Consider the following 19,636-nt stretch of genomic DNA (forward strand, 5'->3'; position numbering starts at 1 on the left):
CATATTGTAGTTTTCTACAAATTGAAGAGGACTTTTTTATGACAGAGGCATCGGCTAATGACAAGGGGCTTGTATCGTATTTAGGTTTTGTGTTCTGTGTTTTTTATTGCTTTTTCGTTACACAGGCGGCTCTCGCTCGTGACAATAGAGTGTTACCGGTGACAGAAAATTTGCACCCTGAACTTAAGCTAAATTTACATAAGAAGTTAGATCATCTTGCGGCACAAGGTCATGGTCTTATACAGGATAAATTTACGCCAGAAGTTCCTAATCCAGACAAGAATTACAAACATGTTCCGACCATGTCCATATACCAGAAACAGGGTTTCGATGCTCAGGAGTACGAAGTACAGCATCAAAAATTTCAGCAAGAGATTAAGGAAAGGAATGCAGATTCTTTAAAAAAATTCAATCAACGTGTGGCTGAAATTAAAGACAGTTGTGGTGGAAAAATGTACGAACATGCCATAGTTGGCATGAGTGATGAAACCTTTAGAAACTGCACCAACCAAGCGCGATTTAGCCAAGCATTGCAGATAGTCGTCAGCAAAAATGGAAATATACCGTTACGGCTCTATATTTTTTCTAGTACAGAAGATAGTCGAGTCTACGCGATCAATGGTGTCATCACGGCAGTAAAAGACTGAGCTAATTAGCATGATACTAGGGCCTGTTAGCAATTAAGCGATCCAGATGTAAACACAAACGAGATGAAGAAATGACAGGTAGTTACGTGCCAACTCTTCATAGCGTGTTGCGATTCTTCGAAATTGCTTGATGTGATCCAATAGAAATGTTCAACCAGATGCGATCCGTCTGCAAATGACGATCATAGCTGCGTTGTACAGTGCGGTTGCCTTCCGCCAGAAGTGTGTTGTTCAGAATTTTTTATCGGCTCTATCAAGGTCGTCAGAACTGTCTGCCACATCCGCCTGGCGCGATTGTGCAGCGGGCTTGCTGCGTGCCAGTCCGCGTTGTTGCAAGGACTGACGCAGCATGTACTCGACCTGCGCATTCGCGCTGCGTAACTCCTGCGCAGCCAGCCTTTCTATCTCAGCCCACAAGGCCGGATCTATACGCAATGGGAAGGATTTTTTGCCTGGACTGGCCATCGCTATCCCTGAGACATATAAGTGAATGACTGGGGCTGCACCAGATCAGCATGCCAGCGCGGCAGGACTTGACGCGCACGTTTCCATAGCTGTGCACCATTGCCAAAGCGTGCCATCCAGGCTGCAGGATCAGGCATGCCCGCTGCAGGCATCAACACTTGCATAACGGCTCCCGTTGTCACCATGTGCAAACCGGTAAAGCCCAGGCCAGGCTCATCCATGAACAACTCCACAGCACAACTCAGTAATAAAAACTGACACAGTCTGGTCAGGACGGCAGGCATAAGGCACTCGCTTATCAGTAAAACGACAATAAGGACAAAAAAACTGAGCCGGTGCAGAGCTGAACGTCCACACCGGCTAATCCATCAATTATACAAAGTCCCGGTATTGATCACGGGCTGGGTTTCTTTATCCGAGCACAGCACCACCAGCAAATTGCTGACCATCGCCGCTTTGCGCTCGTCATCGAGTTCCACGATCTGACGCTCAGACAAGCCTTGCAATGCGGCTTCCACCATACTGACTGCACCATGTACGATTTTTTTACGCGCACTGATAATCGCTTCGGCCTGCTGACGGCGCAACATGACTTGTGCGATTTCTGCGGCATAGGCGAGATGGGTCAGTTTGGCATCTTCCACATCGATCCCGGCTGCTGCGAAACGGGTTTGTAACTCGGCACGCATCGCGCTGGCAACCACTTCCATCCCGGCACGCAAGGTAGTTTCACCTTCTGCTAAATCCTCACCATCGTCATACGCATACAGAGAAGCGATGTGGCGCAAAGCGGCTTCCGCCTGTACATGCACATAGCGTTCGAAATCATCCACATTAAAGATCGCCAACGCACTGTCGCGTACCCGCCAGACGATGGCAGCACCGATTTCCACCGGATTACCGCGTTTATCATTGACCTTCAGCGGTGCGGTATTCAGTGTACGTGCACGCAGACTGAGCTTGCGCTTGCTGTACAGCGGATTCACCCAGCGCAGTCCTTCGCTGCGATCAGTTCCCTTGTACTTACCAAACAAGGACAGCAGCGCTGCCTCGTTCGGCTGCAGCATATACAGCCCGGTAAACAAAAACACAGCAATGAATATAGGTGTAAGCCGGGCCCATAAACCGACGATCCCAACACCGAAAGGCATGCTGACAAAGCTGTAAATTCCCACTGCAACTAACAATACAGCGATACCGACGACCAGATAGCCATCAGACGATAGGATCTGACGTTCCTGGGTGAGATGCCGTCCTATAACTTCTTGTTCAGTTTTCATTTTATCTCCTGAATGACTTCACCATTGAAATCAAAGTGATATCACTTTAGTAGAAGATAGTCGGGCTAGCAAGGGTAATTTTGATATTTTTTTACCGTAGACGCTGACCGTCAAAAAAAGCCACGCAAGGTACGCACAGCGGTACCGGCCATGCGCTGTGCCGCGCGTGGACGGGCTGAGCTCAGTGTTTCGCTGGCTGCGGCTGGCTTAGCAACACAACGTGGCTGTGCACGCATCCCCAGCACATAACACAGCAGACCAGCCAGCGCAGCGCTGATCAAGGCCATAAACATGCTATGCGCAGAAAAATGGGTGAGCAAATATCCGCTGACGACGGGATTCAGTGCGGTCCCCAGCGTTGCCAGACTTTGTACGCCGTAATAACTGCCGCGCTGCGCAGGCGGTGCGATCATATCGATACACATGAATTCACAGGGGATAACGATCACTTCACCCACCGTGAATAAGGCCGTCGCCAGCATCCACTGCCAGCGCTGATCAGCAAACATAAAGCCGGCCAGCCCCAGGATGTACATCGCTATTCCCAGACTGATCCAGCGCAGGAAGCTTTGTGCCTGTATGCGCTTGCCTATCAGGTACTGCAGGCCGACTACACCTATGGTATTCACCATTAGCATCGCGGGCAACAAATCAGCCGCCGCCTGCACACCCCGGCTGCTAATCAGATACTGCGACAGATAACCAGTAATAAAACGTCCGAATACAAAGGAAGTCAGCATGCTGGCAATCGTAAATAACAGTAAGCGCCGGTCTTGCCGCAAATCCCGTAAGGTGTCACTGAAGCGCGCCGGTACGACAGCCGCAGACGCTCGCAATGCCGCGTCTGTTGGCACGTTTACCGCCAGATTCTGAACCAGCCAGGACGCCAGCAAAGCAAAGCCAGCGGCTATCCATAAGGGTGCTGCCATGTCCCAGCCAAACAGCCAGGTACCGAACAAAGGGCCGAGCGCGAATGCCAGATTAATCAACAAATAATTCATCGAAAAAGCGCGTGCACGTTCAACTGGCGACAAGTAATCTGCCAGCATGGATTTCAAGGCAATGCTGCGTAATACCAAAGCCGATTCAATCAGCGCCAGCATCAGAAAGGCCAGCCAGGCATAGGCAGTCAGACTGAGTAACACAGAACTCAGCGCCACCAACACACAAGCCCATGCCATTAAGCGTGGTTTAGGCATACGGTCAGCCAGATAACCGGAAAACACACCGGACGCCGTTGCGACCAGCATACTGCCGCCCAATATCCAGCCTATGGCATGCTGGCTCAGCCCGAATTGCCGGGTCAAAAACAGCACCATCACTGGCAACGCAAATGCGCGCCCGATGACGAAGACGAAGGAGCTGGCCAGCAAACGCCGCACCGGCGCAGGAAATGCCAGCGCATCATGCTGCAGGTCTGAACGCATGCGTGGCACAAGGCGACGCGACTGAATCAGGCTGTTGCGACTGACAGAGCTGGCTGACTTCATGGCTGACCCCAATAGCGAAAAATATACATTGAACCGCTGCGCAGCTCCGTTGCGAACCGGGATTGCGGCAGGAATGGAATCAGTATCCGTATAAAAGCAGACAAAAAAAATGGAAGAAGAAAATATTTTTATTTCCGCTTTTCTGATTGTTTTAAGCTTGCATAATTCAGCACTGAATTCACACTGAATTCACACTAAATTTAATAATCAGACTGTACTAAGTCAGCCTCAATGATGAGATAAAACCCGATGCTCACTGGCCCATAAGTATGAAACTGCGCGACCAATACACCAAGCTCTATGAACTCATGCAAGGCAGGCAGCAACCCGGTTTGCCAGCGCTGGCTGAGGCCATGCATTGCAGTGAAAGGAATATGCGTCATCTGCTGGCTAAAATGCAGGAGCAGGGCTGGCTACAGTGGACAGCGGCACGCGGGCGTGGCCATCATTCGCAATTGCAGCTATTGAAAACGCCGGATGCGCTCGCGCTGGATCACTTATCGGGCTTGCTCGCACGCGGCGATCTGGAACAGGCTTTTGCGAGTCTGGGTCGCGCGCAACGCAAGCAACTGGCGAGCCGCTTACCCGCCTATCTGGGTCTATCCGATGGCAAGCAGCAGCTGTTACGCATGCCGCTGTACCGGCCTATTGCCAGCCTCGATCCTTTACATGCATACGGAAGACTGGAAGCGCATCTGATCCGTCAGATTTTCTCAAGGCTGCTGACCTTTGATCATCAGCAGCGTAGCCTGCGTCCGGTACTTGCGCATCACTGGGAAAGCGAAGACGAGGCGCGCGTCTGGCATTTCTGGTTACGCCCCGGACTGAGTTTTCATGATGGCAGTGAACTGGGTCCGGAAGACGTGAAAGCAACGTTCTTACGACTGCGCGATCAATATTCGATTTATCAAAACCTATACCGTCATATCAACCGCATAGAGCTGGGACCGAATCAACGTATCAGCTTTTACTTACAGCACAGCGACTACTTATGGCCGCATTGTCTGGCTACTGCTATGTCCTCTATCGTGCCACGCCAGCGAGCGCGTAATTTCGCGCAGTTTCCGGTTGGCTGCGGCGCATTTAAAGTGATACGCAACAATCCCTACCAGCTCAGTCTGCAGGCGTTTAAATCGTATTATCGCGAAGGCGCTTTGCTGGATGAAATCGATCTGTGGGTGATGCAGCCCAGTGCGGAACAGGCAAGCTTCGATTTACAGTTCGGCTATGACCCGGCCCAGGCTGGCAAGCAGCAAAGCACCATGATTGCAGAGTCTGGTTGTACGCATCTGATTTGCAATCCTGCCCATCCTCTGTTCCGCACCACGCAACAAAGACTGGCCTGGGCTGACTGGCTGGCACCGGAAACTCTGTTTCCATCGGATGACCCGGCACGCAAACCCGCAGCGGGCTTACTGCCGGGCTGGACCCATCGCGTCGCGTGTGCAGGTGAACGCCCTGCTTTCCGGCGTGCTGGCATGCTGCGTTTTGTGACCGGACAATCGAATGAAATTTTGCACCTCGGCGCATTGATACAAGCCAGACTGCAGGCCGCCGGGCTGGAAGTCGAATGGCGCACTGTCAATTTCAAAGAACAGATGAGCCGCGAATGGATGCAGGAATGCGACTTATATCTCGCCAGAGAAATCATGCACGATGATCAGGACTTTGGCTGCTTTGAATGGTTTAGCGCCGACACCCTGTATCGGCGTTGGATGCCGGAAGCGGTATGGCAGCAAATCGATCAGCAATTACGCCGCATACAGGCTGAGCCTGACAGCGCCAGCAGAATGCCCGCCTACGCGCGTATTGGCCAGCAATTAGTCCAAGAAGGATGGCTGATACCGGTGTCCCACGAAAACCATTTCGTCAGCGTGGCACCGCATGTAGCCGGGGTGCGCATGACGCCGCTGGGCTTTGTCTCCTTCTGTGAACTGTGGCTGAAAAACACGCCGGAAGCACAGCAACAACCAGCAATCCAGAACGCCTTAGACAGCCATAGCGGGCAGCACCATTTGAGTGCATGCACTCAGATAAGGTAAGATGCGGGTCCAGCTGTAATAGCATTTCACTAGTCTCGTCATGAAAACCCGCATCCGCACCGAAGCCGCCGCACTATGGCAATTAGCCTGGCCAGTATTAATAGGACAACTCGCCACCGTAGGCATGGGCGTGGCGGACGTCGCCATGACCGGCCACTTCAGTGCCGAAGAACTGGCTGCGGTGTCGCTTGGTACTTCACTCTGGACTATCGTGCTGGTGACCGCGATGGGCGTGATGATGGCGGTCAATGCTGTGGTGTCACATGAAGTCGGTGCCGGGCAAACCCAGCGCGTGCCGCATGTAGTCCGGCAGTCGATGTGGATGGGGCTGGGCATAGGCCTGGCCGGTTGCGTGCTGCTGAATGCGTCCACACTGGTGTTTGACTATCTGATGCTGGAGCCGCAGGTACAGGAAAAAGCCGCGCGCTTTGTGCATATCATCAGCATAGGCATGCCAGCATTCGCGATATACCGTGCACTGTATGGCTATACCACCAGCCTGAATCAAACCAAACCCGTGATGCTGATCGCTGTCGCAGGGCTGGTATTCAATATCGTAATTAACTGGCTGTTCATCTATGGCCGCTTTGGCTTGCCACAACTGGGCGCCAGCGGCTGCGCACTGGCGACCGGACTCGGTATCTGGCTGATGCTGGGAGCGATGCTGTGGTGGATGCGGCGTTCACCGGTGTATCAGGAGACCTATCCTTTCCATCAGTCAGAAGCGCCACACTGGCCGGAAATCCGCTCTATGCTGAAGCTGGGTCTGCCGATAGGCGTGACTTATTTTGCAGAAGTTTCGGCGTTTTCCGCGGTCGGCCTGCTGATCGCGCGTTTTGGCGTGATCGAAGTTTCATCCAACCAGATCGCACTGAATTTTTCTTCGCTGGTGTTTATGGTGCCGATGAGCATAGGCATCGCCCTCACCACCCGGGTCGGGCAAAGTCTGGGGGAAGGCGATGCAGAGCGCGCACGTTTTATCTCCTGGGTCGGCGTCAGTCTGGGAGTGATTTTTTCTGTACTGTCGGCCAGCCTGATCACGATATTCCGTGACCTGATCGCTGCCGCTTACACCTCGGACCCGGCGGTACAGCGCCTGACTGCAGATTTATTGCTGTTTGCGGCGATTTTCCAATTGTCGGATGCGGCGCAGGTCACCACATCCTGTGCAATCCGGGGTTACAAAATCACGCGCACCCCTATGCTGATCCACCTGATGGCCTTTTACGGCTTTGCGCTGCCTATCGGCTGCCTGCTGGGTCTGGCTCCTGACTGGTTGCCTTGGCGACCACAAACGCCGATGGCAGCAGCAGGTTTCTGGATAGGTCTGGTGTCCGGTCTGACCGTGGCTGGCATCCTGTTACTCGCTTATTTGCACAGGATCAGTCAAGGCAGGATCAGATTGACGGCTAATTCCGGTAAAATAGCGGGTTAATTCCATCTTACTGGCAAAATATCATGAGTCTCAAATGCGGCATCGTCGGCCTGCCTAACGTCGGCAAATCCACCTTATTCAATGCACTGACTAAAGCGGGCATCCCGGCAGAAAACTACCCTTTCTGCACCATTGAGCCTAACGTCGGTGTGGTGGAAGTTCCTGATCCACGCCTGAAACAGCTGTCTGAGATCGTGAAACCTGAGCGCGTCCAGAACGCCATCGTGGAGTTCGTTGATATCGCAGGTCTGGTGGCCGGTGCATCTAAAGGTGAAGGTCTGGGCAATCAGTTCCTGGCACACATCCGCGAAACCGATGCGATTGTCAACGTAGTACGCTGCTTTGAAGACCCGAACGTGATCCACGTTGCAGGCAAAGTCAGCCCGCTCGATGACATCGAAGTGATACAGACCGAACTGGCACTGGCCGACATGGGCAGCGTGGAAAAAGCGATCCACCGCGAAAACAAAAAAGCCCGCTCCGGCGATAAAGACGCCGCCAAACTGGTTGCCTTGTTAGAGCGCCTCATGCCTGCGCTGAACGATGCCAAGCCAGTACGCGCACTGGGTCTGGATGCAGAAGAAATGGCCTTACTCAAACCGCTGTGTCTGATCACGGCTAAGCCAGCGATGTATGTCGCCAACGTGGCGGACGACGGTTTCACCAACAATCCTTTGCTGGATCAGCTGACCGAATACGCTAAATCTCAGAACGCGCCTATCGTCTCTATCTGCGCAGCGATAGAAGCGGAAATCGCTGATCTGGATGATGCCGATAAAGCCGACTTCCTGGCCGATATGGGCATGGAAGAGCCAGGCCTGGATCGCCTGATCCGCGCCGGCTTCAAATTACTGGGTCTACAGACTTACTTCACCGCCGGCGTCAAAGAAGTACGCGCCTGGACGATCCACGTTGGTGACACTGCACCACAGGCAGCCGGCGTGATCCACACTGACTTCGAACGCGGCTTCATCCGCGCCCAGACCATCGCATTTGATGACTACATCCAGTTCAAAGGCGAAGCCGGCGCCAAAGAAGCAGGAAAAATGCGCGCTGAAGGTAAAGAGTACATCGTCAAAGACGGCGACGTACTGAACTTCCTGTTCAATGTATAAATCTGAACGATAGAACGCAGATCGGCACAAACCTGCGTTCACACTAAAAAGCGGAGCCCATACCAGGCTCCGCTTTTTTATTGGCATCAGCGCTTAGGGCTGGTCACGGCTTGCTTAGGGTTTGCTGAGCGCGTCCTGGTGCGATACATACACATTGCTATGGCTGAGCGGGACTTGTTGAGCGAGTGCGGCTAACCACTGATCCGTGCTGCAGGAACTCGCGAAATTGGAATGGAATACCACCTGAAAGACACGGTGGATTTCTTCTGCGCTGGCCGCACCAGCCGCATTGCGGTAAGGCAGAGAGCCACTGGCATCGCTTAAGATTTCAACCTGATAGCCGCGATGGGCCGCTTCAAACACGGTGCTGGCATTACAGTTGTGGGTCATATAGCCAACGATGCTCAGGGTATCAATCTGCAAGGCCTGCAATTGTGCGTCCAGCGTGGTTCCGGTAAATGAACTCGCCATTGTCTTTTCTATCTGTGCGGTCGATGGGCGGCGTGCAACTTCTTCATGCAAAGCCCAGCTGGCAGAGCCACGTGCGAATATGGGTGAATTTTCCGGTGCCGAGTGCTGGATCACGAAGACCGGTATACCCGCCTGATGGGCGGCATCCATGGCGCGACCTATCTGTAGTAAGGAATTTTGTGGATCAGGGTAGCTGATACGCATCTGGCCGCTGAAATATTCATTCTGGACATCAATCACAATCAGGGCGCGGCGCGGTGCAGATGCAGTCTGGTTCAGTGTGGACATAGTATTTCCTTTCGGTTTGGTCAAGGCTGTGCAGAACAGCCAGATTCAGGACGGACAGCAAACTGGTGCTGCATGGGATAGGATTGTGGATGAATTCGCTGCATCTGCAGAGTGACCCGATTGCCATTTACCGATACAATCAGGCCATGACGACATCTGCCCTTTCTTCCGCTCCGGTACGGGTTGCTGTGCTTGCCTTTGATGGCATCAGCCCCTTTCATTTATCGGTCCCCAGCCTGGTGTTTGGTGAATCAGTCCAGACCACAGAAGCAGCTGCATTTGATGTCAGAGTCTGTGCTGCAGAAACTCAGCGTGGTAGCCGCAAACTGCGCAGCAGCGCTGGTTTTTACATAGAGCCGCGCTATGGCTATCGCACGCTGCGTGAAGCCGATATCGTGATCATTCCGTCCTGGCACCCGGATCTGCGCCCTGCCCCACCCGAATTACTGACGCAACTGAGAAAAGCCCATGCGGCCGGAGCGATGATGGTAGGTCTGTGTCTGGGCGCATTCGTACTCGCGCAATGCGGCTTATTACAAGGGCGCGCCGCAACCACGCACTGGGCCGCGGCATCTGAATTTGCACGGCGCTTTCCGGATGTGAGTCTGGCACCGGATGTGCTGTATGTCGCGCATGCTGACGTGATGACTTCGGCAGGAACGGCAGCGGCGATTGACTGCTGTCTGCATATCCTGCGCACACAATGCGGCCCCGAAGCGGCGGCACAAGTGGCGCGCAAACTGGTGGTGGCGCCGCACCGGCAAGGTGGTCAGGCGCAATACATAGAGCGGCCCTTGCCGGAATCCGCCAGTGATCAGCGGCTGACGCAGGTGATGGACTGGATGCTGGCGCACTTATGTGAAACGCCGTCTGTCGACGAACTGGCGACACGCGCTTGCATGAGCCGCCGCAGCTTCACCCGCCATTTCCAGCAACAGACAGGCAGCAGCCCCGGCAAATGGCTGCTGTATCAGCGGCTGAACCACGCGCAACGCGCATTGGAGAGCACTGAGCTGGGCATAGAACAGATTGCACTGCAAAGCGGCTTCGGCTCAGCGCTGATGATGCGGCGTTACTTCGCGCGGGAATTACAGATTTCACCGTCTTCTTACCGCCAGCAGTTCCGCACTGCTGAGCCCGCCTGACTGCGCTCCGGCTGTCACTGTGTTGCGCCCACGAAGTGAACGAAGCAGAGCGTATGTCGTTGCAAGATGACATAAAAAAGCAAGGTGCAGAAAAAGTGTAACACTGACTGAACACAACCGTTCTACAATATCTGCTTCAGTATTTTCTTTTGCCGGAATCCGCATGCCCTATCTCAGCGAACTCAAGCTCTATCCGATCAAATCCTGTGCTGGCATCAGCCTGAGCAGTGCAGTCATCGGTGAGAGCGGACTGGAGTATCAGGGTGTACGTGACCGTGAATGGATGCTGGTCACGCCGGATGGTCAGTTTCTGACACAACGCAGCCACCCGCAGATGGCGCGCTTGCGCACCCAGATTAACGATGGCGTGCTGCGCGTCAGCTGGAGCGGCCAGCCAGATGTACTGCTGCCACCTGACATCGTCTGGCAGCGTGAATTAGCTGTGACGGTATGGGACGACACGCTGCCTGCGCTGGATGCGGGCGATACGATAGCTGCATGGTTTTCTGCTGCACTGGGATTGAACTGCCGCCTGGTGAAGGTTGCGCCACAGGCGCAACGTACCGCCAGCCTCAAATGGACCGGTGAGCCAGCCGTGCGCACGCTGTTCGCCGACGGCTATCCTTTTCTGCTGGCGGCACAATCCTCGCTGGATGATCTGAATCAGCGCGCAATCGCGCAAGGCCATGCAGCCGTTCCCATCAATCGCTTCCGGCCCAATCTGATAATCGCAGACAGTCCTGCGTTTGAAGAAGATTATGCAGAGCGTTTTGTTTTCAGTGATGGCGTGGAATTACGTGCTGTCAAACCCTGCACGCGCTGCCCTATGCCTGCGGTCGATCAGTCCAGCGGTGAGGCCGGATGGAATCCGGTCGATATCCTGCAAAGTTACCGGTCCAATCCCAAGGTCGATGGCGAAACCACCTTTGGTGTGAATCTGGTGGTGGCACAAGGGCTGGGCAAGACACTGCAAGTCGGTGCGCAGCTGGACATAGAAATCGCATTCTGAGACCGGGAAGCTATCAGATCACCATGAACCACACTCTGCATCCGGCCCAGGTCCAGCATCAGCTCGAGCAAATGCGTCAGGAAAATCTCCTGCTGCGTACACGTCTGCAAGATATCCTGGAGCAGGCGCACCGTAATCAGAACATCATGGAGCGGCATCAGCACTTCGATTTAAAAATTATCGGAGCCAGCCATTTTGAAGAACTGATCAGTCATATTTTCAGTGCGCTCGCGATTACCTCTGAACTTGATATGGTGACGCTGGTATTACTTGACCCACGCACTGACCTGCAAAAAATGCTGGCAGATCTGCGTATCGATCTGTCTTCATTTCCGCATCTGCACTTCATACGCCACAGTAAAGAATTACAGATCCACAGCCTGCCTTTACTCAAGCCTGTACTGGGTCCTTATCAAGACCTGCACCATGCGCGCCTGTTCCGCTGCTGCCACAAAAAGCCACGCAGTGTCGCTGTGATACCGCTGCTGCGCCAGAATAAACTGATCGGCTATCTGAATCTGGGCAGTCTGCAAGCGGATCGTTTTCAGCACAGTATGGCGACCGACTTTATTGAACGCCTGGGTTCTATCATTGCGATCTGCCTGGAAAACGTGCTCAACAATGAGCGTCTGGTGTATATAGGCCTGACCGACCCGCTGACCCAGGTCAGCAACCGGCGTTATGTGGAACAACGCATGCTGGAGGAAATTGCACGTGCGCGGCGCCAGAATTACAGCATCGCCTGCATGTATCTGGATATCGACTACTTCAAAAACATCAATGACCAGTGCGGTCATCAGGGTGGCGATGATGTGCTGTGTGAAGTGGCGCGCCGCATCAAGGCCGAGCTGCGGCTCAGCGATACGCTGGGACGTTTTGGCGGCGAAGAGTTTGTAGTCTTGCTCATCAATACCAGCCTGCAGGATGCGGCAATGGTGGCCGAACGCATACGCCGCAGTATCGCATCCACCTCGTTTGCGCTGACCGATGGCGGACAGTGCAAGACCAGTATTTCTATCGGCCTCACGGTGGTCGGATTACAAGAGAATTTCGGCGATGCACACCATGTTGCACGCGAGATGCTGGCGCGTGCTGACCACGCATTATATGCAGCCAAACATGGTGGCCGTAACCGCGTCTGTTATCAGTAAGCGCAGCACAGGAAGCGCTGCTGTATATACGAAGAAGTTATTTCTGTTCTGCCTGCAGCCGCTCGTATTTGGCCTGCAGCTGCGCTGGCGTCTCACGCCATTCAGGATTAAACGGAATACAGTTGACTGGGCAAACCTGCTTGCATTGCGGCTCTTTGTAGTGACCTACGCATTCGGTGCATTTGTGCGCATCGATTTCATAAATTTCCGGGCCCATGAAGATGGCATCATTGGGGCACTCGGGTTCGCAAACGTCGCAGTTGATGCAATCGTCTGTAATCATTAACGCCATGTCTATCTCTTTCTGAAAACCACCCTGCCTGCATGCCCGACAGGGTGTGGTACAGCTTACTTATTTTCGTTGAGCGCAGCGACTTTCTGCTTGAGCCAACGGTCTACTGAAGGGAATACAAATTTGGAGACATCGCCGCCAAACATCGCAATTTCACGCACGATGGTACCGGAGATGAACTGGTACTGATCAGACGGCGTCAGAAACAAGGTCTCTACATCCGGCAACAGATAGCGGTTCATGCCTGCCATCTGAAACTCATATTCAAAATCCGACACAGCGCGCAAACCACGCACGATCACACGGGCGTCGTTTTTTCGCACAAAGTCTTTTAACAAGCCGGAAAAGCTCTCTACCCGTACATTCGGATAATGCCCCAATACCTCATTGGCGATACTCAGGCGCTCTTCCAGTGAGAAAAAAGGGCGTTTACTCTTACTGTCGGCAACGCCCACCACCAGCGTATCGAATAAGCCTGAGGCGCGACGTACCAAATCCTCATGACCACGGGTCAAAGGATCGAATGTTCCCGGATAAACGGCTGTGACCATCTTCACTCCCTTTTTTTTCACTTATCGTACAGGGTTTGCACCAAGACTTAACAATAGGACTGTCGCAAAATTGTCCCGGCAAGGAACCATAACGCCGCCGGGGCGATTTTGCGACAGTCCTAAACAATTTGAAACGGCATTATGCCTTAATTTCGTGCGCCTCATGCGCCAAATTGCTGCGTTGCAGAATGTGAAAATACACACTTCCTGCCTTATCGGCCCGCAACACCTGCCAACCTCGCAACAAATCCTGCATACCTACATCGTCAGACTCGGGATTCAGTGCAAATTCAGCCTCGACATACAATACGCCCTTAGGCTGCAATAATGTTAGGCAAAATGGCAACATTTTATGCAGCCAGTCCTTGGCAAACGGCGGGTCCAGGAAAATCAAATCATACTGTTTTCCCTGAGTGATCAGTTGCGCTATCGCTTTTTGCGCATCACTGCGCAGTAAATGACATTGTTCAGCACCCAGTTTGCTTTTGACCTCAGCTAACTGCTGGTAAGCCTGAGTATGGTTTTCCACCATCGTCACGCTTTGCGCACCACGGCTGGCTGCTTCGAAACCGAGTGCACCGCTGCCCGCGAACAGGTCCAGACACTGGCACTGCGCCCAGTAGGCATCAAACAAGTGATTGAGCCAGTTAAACGCCGTTTCACGCACACGGTCGGGGGTAGGACGCAAGCCCTCCGCATCGATCACAGTCAGCACACTGCGCTTCCACTGCCCGCCTATGATGCGTATCTGATGGGTGGCACGCTTAGGCGCGACATTTTTTTTGCCAGTTGTTTTCATTGTTTGCATGACATGGGTAAGTCATTTTACCCAGCGCTGTCTGTTAGAATGGCAGCATTCTAATCCAGGGAAGTGAGGTATACCTTCCCGCACTCGACAAATTCATCCCCGATGTTTAGCTTTTTCAAACGAAAACCCAAAGAACCGGCGCCCGTACCGGAACAGCCAGCCAGTGCTCAGTCAGCACCGGCACCAGCGCCAGCCGCCCCCTTAACCACTAGCCCGGCCCCTGTGTCTGTTACGCCTGCAGTTGTCACCCCGCCAGCCCAGAACGTGCAAGAAGTACAGGCTAGCGCAGCGCAGCCCGCAGAAATCGTCGCAGCCCCCGCTCCTGCGCCGGAACAAAAGCGCTCCTGGCTGAGCCGCCTGAAAGCAGGACTGGCCAAAACCTCGTCTAATCTGACCACGCTGTTCATCGGTGCACGCATCGATGATGACTTATATGATGAGCTGGAAGCGGCCTTGCTGACTTCAGATGCAGGCGTGGAAGCGACGCTGTTTTTGCTCGATGCACTGAAAAAGAAAGTCAAAGAAGAAAAGCTGACGGAAGCAGAGCAGGTCAAGGCAGCACTGAAGACTTTACTGATCGACTTGCTGACACCTTTACAAAAGCCTTTAGTGCTAGGCCAATATCAGCCCATGGTCATGATGATCGCGGGCGTCAATGGTGCTGGTAAGACCACCACCATAGGCAAGCTGGCGAAACATATGCAGACCCATCAGCAATCGGTGGTACTGGCGGCAGGCGACACTTTCCGTGCTGCGGCACGTGAACAGCTGACGATCTGGGGTGAGCGCAATGACGTAACGGTGATCGCCCAGGAATCCGGTGATCCGGCCGCAGTCGCTTTTGATGCGGTTGCCTCGGCCAAGGCGCGCGGTACTGATGTGGTGATGGTCGATACCGCAGGCCGTTTGCCGACTCAGCTGCATCTGATGGAAGAGCTGAAAAAGATTAAGCGCGTGATTGCCAAGGGCATGGATGGTGCACCTCAGGAAGTGCTGTTAATTATTGATGGCAATACCGGTCAGAATGCCCTGGCACAGGTCAAGGCATTTGACGATGCACTGCAACTCACCGGGCTGGTGATCACCAAGCTCGATGGTACGGCCAAAGGCGGTGTACTGGCGGCGATCGCCAAAACTCGCCCGGTGCCGGTCTACTTCATCGGTATCGGTGAACAGATAGAGGATTTGCAGCCCTTCAATGCCCAGGAATTTGTTGACGCCCTGCTCAATTAAAAGCGAGCTACCATGATCGAATTTGATAATGTCAGTAAGCAGTATTCCCGCGATGCCTATGCGCTGCGCGATGTGTCGCTCTCTATCCCCGATGGAGAGCTGATTTTTCTGGCCGGTGCTTCCGGTGCCGGGAAATCGACTTTATTGAAAATGATCGCTGGTATAGAAAAACCCAGCAGCGGCCGTGTGATTGTCAATGGCCAGGATATCAGCAAACTCAAAGCAGGCAGTCTGCCCTATCTGCGGCGCAAGCTGGGGCTGATACTGCAGGATCAGAAACTGCTGTCTGACCGCCATGTACTGGCCAATGTGATGCTGCCGCTGATTGTGACCGGCGCCTCGGCCAGTGAAGCCGAATCGCGCGCGCGCATTGCGCTCGACAAAGTCGGTTTGCCGGATAAGGCGCAGGCCATGCCTATGGAATTATCAGGCGGAGAACAACAACGGGTGGCGATCGCACGCGCGATTGTGAATCGTCCCAAGATTATTCTGGCGGATGAGCCTACGGCTTTCCTCGACCGTGATAACGCGAATAAGGTACTCAGTGCGCTCAAGATATTTCAGAGTGCCGGTGTGACCTGCGTGATTTCCAGCCACGACGAACAATTTCTGGATCAGGCCAGCCGCGTGATTTACCTGCGTCACGGACAAGTAGCCGATTCCTGGCAAGCCGCTGTCGCCGCCTGAACCTTAGCCTGCAAGGAAATGACATGACCATCTGGTTGAGAGAACATCTGTTTGCGATCAAAAGCGCACTGACCCATTTACGTGCGGCTCCTGGGAATTTTTTATTTAATGTATTGGTGGTCGCGATTGCACTGGCCTTGCCGATTGCCGGGCTGACCCTGATAGAAAATATACGCCCGGTGTCAGCACAACTGTCGATAGAACCGGAAATCAGCATTTTCATGACGCCGGATACGCAGCGCAGCAGCGCAACTGCCCTGTCTATACCGATCAAAAAGCTGCTGAAAGACCAGAACATCAGCGCTAAACTCAGTTTCACTCCCAAAGAAAAAGCGCTGGCCGCGATGCAAGATGCCTCCAGTATCGCCGAAGTACTGTCTACGCTGGGCGGCAATCCGCTGCCAGATGCCTATGTGCTGTCTTTATCGAATCAGGATACCGATAAGCTGGAAAAATTAGTGGAACAGTTACGCACCCTGCCGGATGTGGACGTGGTGCAGGTGGACTCTGCCTGGGTTAAGCGGCTGGCAGCGCTGGTGCAGATTTTCCAGATGGGCTTATTATTTATGGCGATTACACTCGGCGTAGTGGTGGTAGTTGTCGTGTTTAATGCGACCCGCTTGCAAGTCATTTCTCATCAGGCTGAAATTTCTGTGACGCGTCTGTTGGGCGCCACCAATACCTTTATTCACCGGCCTTATTACTACACGGGTGCCTTTCTGGGCGTCCTGGCAGGTGCGATTGCACTGGGTGTGATTGCAGCCAGTCTGCAGCCGCTGAACCAGGCCATCGCCGAATTTGCCAAGCTGTACGCCTCAGAATTCCGGCTGCTGCCGCTCGGCCTGTTCCCCAGCCTGGCTTTGCTCGGTGCCAGCGTCTGTCTGGGCCTGATCGGCGCTTATCTTTCAGTACGCAGGCAACTCGCGCGCGCCAGCTGAGTCCGTATGCCGGGCTGCACCAACACAGCCCGGCTTCCCTCTTTGTATTCTCAGAGCAACAGTTCTCTATTGTAATTTTCTATTGCAATGCAACTTTCCAGGTTTTTCTTAGTCTATTGTGTCTGCAATCAGCAGCACTGACCCTGTCTGGAAAATCGCTCATGCAGGCAAAAACAATTGCCTAGCAGCATTTTTTCGGATTGTTAGCACTCTTTCCCGGAGAGTGCTAATATAGGTACTTGACATGTTTGATCTGAGTGCTTGGACTCAGACGGCAATGAGGAGGAACAATAGTAATGACATCGACACAACTTATCCCGGCAACTGACAGCAACGCGCTGGCACTGGGTTTCAGTGGCACGCTCGGTAATATTGACGCCTATATCTCTGCTGTTAACCGGCTGCCTATGCTGACCCACGAAGAAGAAATCGACCTCGCAACGCGTTTGCGTAGCCAGAATGACCTGGCTGCAGCGCAACAACTGGTGTTATCGCACTTACGTCTGGTGGTTTCTATCGCCCGTGGCTATCTGGGTTATGGACTGCCGCATGCTGACCTGATTCAGGAAGGTAATATCGGCCTGATGAAAGCCGTCAAACGTTTCGATCCGGATCAGGGCGTGCGTCTGGTGTCCTATGCGATGCACTGGATTAAAGCCGAGATGCATGAATACATCCTGAAAAACTGGCGTCTGGTCAAAGTGGCGACCACGAAAGCACAGCGTAAGCTGTTCTTTAATCTGCGCAGCCATAAAGAAGGCCTGGAAGCCATGTCGCCTAAGCAAATCGATGCGCTGGCTAAATCGCTGGACGTCAAACGCGAAGAAGTCATCGAAATGGAAATGCGTTTGTCCGGCCACGACATCGCACTGGATGCACCTGGCGATGATGATGACGACAAATTTGCACCTATCGCCTATCTGAAAACCGAGTCTGAAGAACCAACGCGCGTACTGGAAACCCGTCAGTACGACAGATTGCAAAGCGAAGGGCTGGAATCAGCATTGGCAAAACTGGACCCACGCTCACGTCACATCATCGAATCGCGCTGGTTGAAAAACGACGATGGCTCCGGCGCTACGCTGCATGAACTGGCTGATGAATATGGCGTATCTGCAGAACGTATCCGCCAGATCGAAAGTGCGGCACTGAAAAAAATGAAGGGTGCCCTCAGCAGTTTTAATTAAGTTGCTTACTGCTCCTTTCATGCGAAAAGGCACTCTGATGAGTGCCTTTTTGTATGCTGTACATTTCGCTGCTGGCAGACCTGCTTTGTACTTTATTCCTGAGGCAGCTCGTGTATGACCAATCCGGCATGGGGCGGCAAAGGCTGTAGCCAGGACTTATGCCGCAATGCACGTTCACAGTCATGCACACCTGCCTGCCAGCGGGTCTGAATGGTACTGGCACTAAAGTCTACGTCTTTAAAATATTGTTCATCCGGCAGTGCCTTCATAATCAGATGCACCACATTCACCGTATGATCGCAGCCCATTTTCATCAGCGGCTGCAATTGCTTATCCTTGCGCGCTGAGGCTGGCAGGTGAGCAGTAAGCGTACGAATTGCACGCTGCATATTCTGCATTTTCTGATGCATCATCAATAATTCCCGTGAGCGGCTGGCATACTGTATGTTTTTGTAGCGCGTCATCACGTCAGCAATCGAGGCTGGTCTGCTTTCAGTCGGGTCCCATAAGTCCACCATAAAGCACAGGGCATCTTCGTTTTCTTCTTCATCCAGGAAAATGCTCAGCGGTGAATTGGAATATACCCCGCCATCCCAATACGCACGGCCATCAATCAGTACAGGCGGGAAGCCAGGCGGCAAGGCACCGCTGGCCATAATGTGTTCGGCAGTGATGACTTGTTTTGTATTATCAAACACCACACTCTGCCCATCATCCAGATCAACAGCGCAGACGCTGAGCCGCATATGCCCCTGGTTGAGGTAATCAAAATCGACATACTGATGCAGTGTAGTCTTCAACTCTGAAGTGTCATAAAAGCCAGCCTCAGACAAGTGAACCGTACGCTGCATATCCCAGGCCGCACCGGGTCGTGGCTTGAAAAAGCCATTCACGCCATTGAGCAAAATGCCCATGGTACTGAAATTTTTCAGCATACCGCTCCAGGGCCAGAACTGCTCTCTGTGCAATGCATCCGGAGCCAGGCTGTTCCAAAATGCCTGTAATTGCGCGAGCCGCTGTTCCGGTGGATTGCCCGCGATCAAAGCACTGTTGATCGCACCGATAGAAGTTCCTATCACCCAATCCAGGTCTGTTCCATGTTCATGCAAAGTCTGAAAAACCCCTGCCTGATAGGCGCCTAAGGCTCCGCCACCCTGCAGTATCAATACTGTTTTTTGCTGTGACATGAGACCCTTTAGAAAAATATTTCCATCACGCGGACAAACTGAAATTTCCCTGTAATCGATAGTAACTGAACAACTGAAGAGCCGCTACAGAACTTGTTGATCAAATTAAAAATTTGTTTTCTTACACTTGAAAATAAAATACTAAGTGCAGGCTTTAAATTGAGGTACGCAAATTAGAAAAACAGTCGTACCAGCCAGCAAACGAAGACCGTACC

20 protein-coding genes are annotated in these 19,636 nt (G+C 53.0%); 11 read left to right on the plus strand and 9 right to left on the minus strand.

The genetic code is table 11. The annotated features are described in order from the left end of the window. Positions 1–38: 38 nt before the first annotated feature. A complete protein-coding gene (locus tag EYB48_RS03880) occupies positions 39–647 on the plus strand; it encodes a hypothetical protein (protein ID WP_162018998.1) in 609 nt (202 codons plus the stop codon). A 231-nt stretch (positions 648–878) separates the two neighbouring features. On the opposite strand, the gene EYB48_RS03890 is transcribed toward EYB48_RS03880, so the two are convergent. From EYB48_RS03890 to EYB48_RS03905, 4 genes are all read right to left on the minus strand, one after another. Then, positions 879–1,112, minus strand: coding sequence for a type II toxin-antitoxin system antitoxin (locus EYB48_RS03890; protein WP_162019000.1), 234 nt, complete (start codon positions 1,110–1,112; stop codon positions 879–881). A gap of 2 nt (positions 1,113–1,114) precedes the next feature. Next, a complete protein-coding gene (locus EYB48_RS03895; RefSeq protein ID WP_162019001.1) occupies positions 1,115–1,333 on the minus strand; it encodes a hypothetical protein in 219 nt (72 codons plus the stop codon). Positions 1,334–1,480: 147 nt separating this feature from the next. Further along, positions 1,481–2,392: an SPFH domain-containing protein gene (locus tag EYB48_RS03900; RefSeq protein WP_162019002.1), complete on the minus strand. Its 912-nt coding sequence runs from the start codon at positions 2,390–2,392 to the stop codon at positions 1,481–1,483. Between the two features lie 110 nt (positions 2,393–2,502). Continuing rightward, a complete protein-coding gene (locus tag EYB48_RS03905) occupies positions 2,503–3,882 on the minus strand; it encodes an MFS transporter (protein WP_162019003.1) in 1,380 nt (459 codons plus the stop codon). 269 nt (positions 3,883–4,151) lie between these two features. On the opposite strand from EYB48_RS03905, the gene EYB48_RS03910 reads away from it, so the two are divergent. From EYB48_RS03910 to ychF, 3 genes are read left to right on the plus strand one after another with little or no spacing between them, the layout of a single operon-like run. Then, complete coding sequence (locus EYB48_RS03910; protein ID WP_162019004.1) at positions 4,152–5,924, plus strand: SgrR family transcriptional regulator; 1,773 nt, start codon at positions 4,152–4,154, stop codon at positions 5,922–5,924. A gap of 40 nt (positions 5,925–5,964) precedes the next feature. Further along, a complete protein-coding gene (locus tag EYB48_RS03915; protein ID WP_162019005.1) occupies positions 5,965–7,359 on the plus strand; it encodes an MATE family efflux transporter in 1,395 nt (464 codons plus the stop codon). A gap of 23 nt (positions 7,360–7,382) precedes the next feature. Next, entirely contained in the window at positions 7,383–8,474 is a 1,092-nt protein-coding gene (gene ychF, locus EYB48_RS03920) for a redox-regulated ATPase YchF (RefSeq protein ID WP_162019006.1), read from the plus strand. Positions 8,475–8,588: 114 nt separating this feature from the next. On the opposite strand, the gene EYB48_RS03925 is transcribed toward ychF, so the two are convergent. Next, positions 8,589–9,233, minus strand: a complete 645-nt coding sequence (locus tag EYB48_RS03925; RefSeq protein WP_162019007.1) for a cysteine hydrolase family protein — start codon at positions 9,231–9,233, stop codon at positions 8,589–8,591. 89 nt (positions 9,234–9,322) lie between these two features. On the opposite strand from EYB48_RS03925, the gene EYB48_RS03930 reads away from it, so the two are divergent. The 3 genes from EYB48_RS03930 (at position 9,323) to EYB48_RS03940 (ending at position 12,538) form a co-directional block, all read left to right on the plus strand. Further along, positions 9,323–10,378: a GlxA family transcriptional regulator gene (locus tag EYB48_RS03930; protein WP_235934901.1), complete on the plus strand. Its 1,056-nt coding sequence runs from the start codon at positions 9,323–9,325 to the stop codon at positions 10,376–10,378. Between the two features lie 163 nt (positions 10,379–10,541). After that, positions 10,542–11,387, plus strand: a complete 846-nt coding sequence (locus tag EYB48_RS03935; protein ID WP_162019008.1) for an MOSC domain-containing protein — start codon at positions 10,542–10,544, stop codon at positions 11,385–11,387. A 23-nt stretch (positions 11,388–11,410) separates the two neighbouring features. Continuing rightward, the gene (locus EYB48_RS03940) at positions 11,411–12,538 is read left to right on the plus strand and encodes a GGDEF domain-containing protein (RefSeq protein ID WP_162019009.1); all 1,128 of its coding nucleotides are present in this window, start codon (positions 11,411–11,413) and stop codon (positions 12,536–12,538) included. A gap of 37 nt (positions 12,539–12,575) precedes the next feature. Here EYB48_RS03940 and EYB48_RS03945 read toward each other — a convergent pair whose 3' ends face one another. From EYB48_RS03945 to rsmD, 3 genes are all read right to left on the minus strand, one after another. Then, entirely contained in the window at positions 12,576–12,830 is a 255-nt protein-coding gene (locus EYB48_RS03945) for a YfhL family 4Fe-4S dicluster ferredoxin (RefSeq protein WP_162019010.1), read from the minus strand. A gap of 56 nt (positions 12,831–12,886) precedes the next feature. Continuing rightward, entirely contained in the window at positions 12,887–13,381 is a 495-nt protein-coding gene (gene coaD, locus EYB48_RS03950) for a pantetheine-phosphate adenylyltransferase (protein WP_162019011.1), read from the minus strand. Positions 13,382–13,520: 139 nt separating this feature from the next. Beyond that, entirely contained in the window at positions 13,521–14,189 is a 669-nt protein-coding gene (gene rsmD, locus EYB48_RS03955) for a 16S rRNA (guanine(966)-N(2))-methyltransferase RsmD (RefSeq protein WP_235934903.1), read from the minus strand. 102 nt (positions 14,190–14,291) lie between these two features. Between rsmD and ftsY the strand changes: the two genes are divergently transcribed. From ftsY to rpoH, 4 genes are all read left to right on the plus strand, one after another. Next, positions 14,292–15,422, plus strand: coding sequence for a signal recognition particle-docking protein FtsY (ftsY, locus tag EYB48_RS03960; protein ID WP_162019012.1), 1,131 nt, complete (start codon positions 14,292–14,294; stop codon positions 15,420–15,422). A gap of 12 nt (positions 15,423–15,434) precedes the next feature. Further along, positions 15,435–16,109 carry a cell division ATP-binding protein FtsE gene (locus EYB48_RS03965; RefSeq protein ID WP_162019013.1) on the plus strand — a complete coding sequence of 225 codons (675 nt, stop codon included), beginning with the start codon at positions 15,435–15,437 and terminating at the stop codon, positions 16,107–16,109. Between the two features lie 23 nt (positions 16,110–16,132). Further along, positions 16,133–17,047, plus strand: a complete 915-nt coding sequence (locus EYB48_RS03970) for a cell division protein FtsX (protein WP_162019014.1) — start codon at positions 16,133–16,135, stop codon at positions 17,045–17,047. A gap of 296 nt (positions 17,048–17,343) precedes the next feature. Further along, the gene (gene rpoH / locus EYB48_RS03975; protein WP_162019015.1) at positions 17,344–18,234 is read left to right on the plus strand and encodes an RNA polymerase sigma factor RpoH; all 891 of its coding nucleotides are present in this window, start codon (positions 17,344–17,346) and stop codon (positions 18,232–18,234) included. Positions 18,235–18,326: 92 nt separating this feature from the next. Here the strand turns inward: rpoH and EYB48_RS03980 are convergent, their stop codons facing one another. Beyond that, positions 18,327–19,421, minus strand: coding sequence for a patatin-like phospholipase family protein (locus tag EYB48_RS03980; protein WP_162019016.1), 1,095 nt, complete (start codon positions 19,419–19,421; stop codon positions 18,327–18,329). Positions 19,422–19,636 lie beyond the last annotated feature (215 nt).

Origin of the sequence: Cognatundibacterium crateris (assembly GCF_010078235.1) — a bacterium.
In the GTDB taxonomy this organism is placed as follows: Bacteria; Pseudomonadota; Gammaproteobacteria; order Burkholderiales; family Burkholderiaceae_D; genus Undibacterium; species Undibacterium crateris.